This is a genomic window from Actinotalea sp. C106 (genome assembly GCF_023630195.1).
GTDB lineage: Bacteria > Actinomycetota > Actinomycetes > Actinomycetales > Cellulomonadaceae > Actinotalea.
The window spans coordinates 1-3442 of the sequence record NZ_JALPKN010000316.1 but is presented as its reverse complement, the minus strand read 5'-3'; the positions used below and the strand labels follow the sequence as shown (position 1 = coordinate 3442).

Genomic DNA, 3442 nt, shown 5'->3' with positions numbered 1-3442 from the left:
GGCTCCGTGGGCGCGGAGGCGGGGGGTGCCGCGGCGTCGGGGGCGACCATGGCCTCGTCGGACCCGGTCGACAGGTCCAGGGCGTCCTGGTTCGCCGGGGCCTCGGCCTTCTTCTTCGCCCTCGACCGGGGCGCGCGGGCCTTCTTGACCGGCTCGGCCGTCGGCTGCGCCTCGGCACCAGACCCCTGCGCCGTGGCGGCGTCCTGGACCGGGGGGGCCGAGGTGACGGTCGTCGTGGGAGCCGAGGCGGCGCGGCGGGCCCGGGTGCGACGCACCGGGGCGGTGGCGTTCTCGGCCTCGGTGCCGGACGGGTTCTCTGTTGTCACGAGGATGCTCCAGGCCCGCTGGCTGTCCACACTCGCCGGCCCTCGGGCGGTTCAGTCGTCGTCGGGGGCGTCGTGCGCTCCCGCGACGGAAGTCGTCGGTGGCGTCCGGCCGAGCGGGCGGGTCGCACCTGCGCCTGCCTTGCCACCTGTGGGTGACGGCGGCGCCCGGTGAGCCTCGGACCGCGCTCGACGAAGATCGTCGTCGGCGGACGTGCCGGTGTGGCGACCCGTCCTGCCGCGGCCAGTATCGCACAGGGCCTCACGACCGCCGCGCGACACGACGTCGAGATCGAGGTGACGTGGCGTCACCAAAGAGGGACCTTGGTCCCGGGTCGGGCACCTCGGCGCTTCCTACCGTCGTCCTGCACCCCTGACGACCCACGGCCCTGCGAGGAGAACGCGTGGAAGCCCTCGAGCTGGCGCGATGGCAGTTCGGCATCACGACCGTCTACCACTTCATCTTCGTGCCGCTGACGATCGGCCTGGCGCCGCTCGTGGCGATCATGCAGACCGCCTGGTACCGGACCGGGAACGAGCGCTGGCTGCGCCTGACCAAGTTCTTCGGCAAGCTCATGCTGATCAACTTCGCGATCGGCGTGGCCACCGGGATCGTCCAGGAGTTCCAGTTCGGCATGAACTGGAGCGAGTACTCGCGCTTCGTCGGGGACGTGTTCGGGGCACCGCTCGCGATGGAGGCCCTCGCTGCCTTCTTCGTCGAGTCGACCTTCCTCGGTCTGTGGATCTTCGGCTGGGACAAGCTCCCCAAGAAGATCCACCTCGGGTGCATCTGGGCCGTGGCGATCGCTACCAACCTCTCCGCCTACTTCATCCTCGCGGCGAACTCGTGGATGCAGCACCCCGTGGGGGCGATCTTCAACCTCGAGACCGGACGCGCCGAGATGGTCGACATCGGCGCCGTGCTGACGAACTCGACCCTGCTGGCCGCCTTCCCGCACACCATCGCCGCGGCCTTCCTCACCGCGGGGACCTTCGTCGCGGGCATCGCGGCGTGGTGGATGGTCCGCCTGGTGCGCCGCGGTGACGCCGAGACCGCGAGGGACGTCTACCGTCCGGCCCTCGTGCTGGGGCTCGTGACGATGCTCGTCTCGGGTGGGGGCGTCGCGCTCAGCGGTGACGTCCAGGCCAAGCTGATGTTCGAGCAGCAGCCCATGAAGATGGCCGCGGCCGAAGGCCTGTGCGCGACCGAGGACGGTGCGGCCTTCTCGATCCTCACCATCGGCGACCTGACCAACGACTGCGACGGCGTGGTCCACCTGCTCGAGGTCCCCGGGCTCACCTCCTACCTGGCCAACGGCGACTTCACCTCCACCGTGACGGGGGTCGAGGACCTCCAGGCCCAGTACGAGGAGCAGTTCGGCGAGGGGGTCGACTACTCCCCCAACCTCGCGGTGACCTACTGGAGCTTCCGGCTCATGATCGGACTCGGGGCGGGGAGCGCGGCCCTGGCCCTCGTCGCCCTGTGGCTGATCCGCCGAGGGCGGGTGACCGACAAGCCCTGGTTCGGCCGACTGGGCCTCCTCGCCATCCCCACCCCCTTCCTCGCCTCGGCCTTCGGCTGGATCTTCACCGAGATGGGCCGCCAGCCCTGGGTGGTGCACCCGAACCCCGACCCGTCCGGCGTCGACGGCGTCTGGATGCTGACCGCGCGCGGTGTCTCGACCGCGGTGGGCCCCGGTGCGGTGATCGGCTCGATGGTCGCCTTCACCCTGCTGTACGGGGTCCTCGCCGTCGTGTGGTTCCGCCTCATGAAGCGCTACGCCTCGGAGGGCGTCGCCGCGACCGAGGTGGACCCGAGCCCGGAGGCCCGGCGGGACGACCCCGGCGGCCCCGACGGCCCCGGCGACTCCTCCGACCGCCCGCTGTCCTTCGCGTACTGACAGGAGCCGACATGGACCTCCCGCTCATCTGGTTCCTGCTCATCGCGGTCCTGTGGACCGGCTACCTCGTGCTCGAAGGCTTCGACTTCGGCGTCGGCATGCTCATCCCCGTCCTGGGTCGCAAGGACAAGGACCGCCGCGTCCTGATCAACACGATCGGTCCCGTGTGGGACGGCAACGAGGTGTGGCTGCTCACCGCGGGCGGGGCGACCTTCGCGGCCTTCCCCGAGTGGTACGCCACGATGTTCTCGGGGTTCTACATCCCGTTGCTGCTCATCCTGCTGGCACTGATCGTGCGGGTGGTCGCCTTCGAGTGGCGCGGCAAGATCGACGACGACGGCTGGCGCGCCTGGGCCGACCGCGCGATCGTCTTCGGCTCGGTCGTCCCCTCGATCCTCTGGGGCGTCGCGTTCGGCAACCTCGTGCGCGGGGTCCACCTCGACGCCGACCACCAGTACGTCGGGACGTTCTGGGACCTGCTCAACCCCTACGCCCTCCTCGGCGGGGCGACCACCTTCCTCATCTTCCTCACCCACGGCGCGGTGTTCGTGGCCCTCAAGACCGACGGCGACATCCGTCGCAGCGCAGGGCGGCTGGCCTCCCGGCTCGCCGTGGTGACCCTGGTCGTCGCGGGCGGCTGGGCCGTGTGGACCCAGCTCGCCTACTCGACCCTGTGGACCTGGGGCGCGACCCTCGTCGCCGCCGTCGCCCTCCTCCGCCTGGTCGTGCTCACCCGCCAGGGACGCGAGGGACGGGCCTTCACCGCCTCAGCGGTGACCATCGTCGCCGCCGTCGTGCTGATCTTCGGGTCGATGTTCCCCGACGTCATGCCAGCGGTCGACCCCGCGAACTCCCTGACCATCCGCAACGCCTCGTCGACCGACTACACGCTGACGATCATGACCTGGGTCGCCGTGATCCTCACCCCGGTGGTGCTCCTCTACCAGGGCTGGACGTACTGGGTGTTCCGCAAGCGCATCAGCACCGCGCAGATCCCCGAGCACACGGGGCTCACCTTCCTGCGCAGGTGAAGCCCCTCGACCCGCGGCTGCTGCGCCGGGCCCGGGCGGCCCGCCACTACGTGCTGCTCACCGCGACCACGGGGGCGCTCACCGCCGCCCTCGTCGTGGCCCAGGCCCTGCTCCTGGCCCACGCCCTGGCCCCTGTGGTGACGCGCGAGGCCGACTGGCCGGACGTCGCGGGCACGGTCGGCTAAGT

At 70.9% G+C, this 3442-nt stretch carries 3 protein-coding genes and 1 pseudogene; 3 read left to right on the top strand and 1 reads right to left on the bottom strand.

The genetic code is table 11. The features are described 5' to 3' along the window. Positions 1–326 (bottom strand): annotated as a pseudogene (locus L0B03_RS15555) (hypothetical protein); the annotation flags it as partial. A gap of 401 nt (positions 327–727) precedes the next feature. Here L0B03_RS15555 and L0B03_RS15550 point away from each other — a divergent pair. The 3 genes from L0B03_RS15550 to L0B03_RS15540 are packed head-to-tail and all read left to right on the top strand — an operon-like array spanning position 728 to position 3440. Further along, entirely contained in the window at positions 728–2224 is a 1497-nt protein-coding gene (locus L0B03_RS15550; protein WP_250447458.1) for a cytochrome ubiquinol oxidase subunit I, read from the top strand. Between the two features lie 11 nt (positions 2225–2235). Next, a complete protein-coding gene (gene cydB / locus L0B03_RS15545) occupies positions 2236–3255 on the top strand; it encodes a cytochrome d ubiquinol oxidase subunit II (protein WP_250447456.1) in 1020 nt (339 codons plus the stop codon). Next, complete coding sequence (locus L0B03_RS15540; RefSeq protein ID WP_250447460.1) at positions 3252–3440, top strand: hypothetical protein; 189 nt, start codon at positions 3252–3254, stop codon at positions 3438–3440. Before cydB ends, L0B03_RS15540 begins: the two co-directional genes overlap by 4 nt. Positions 3441–3442: the final 2 nt, after the last annotated feature.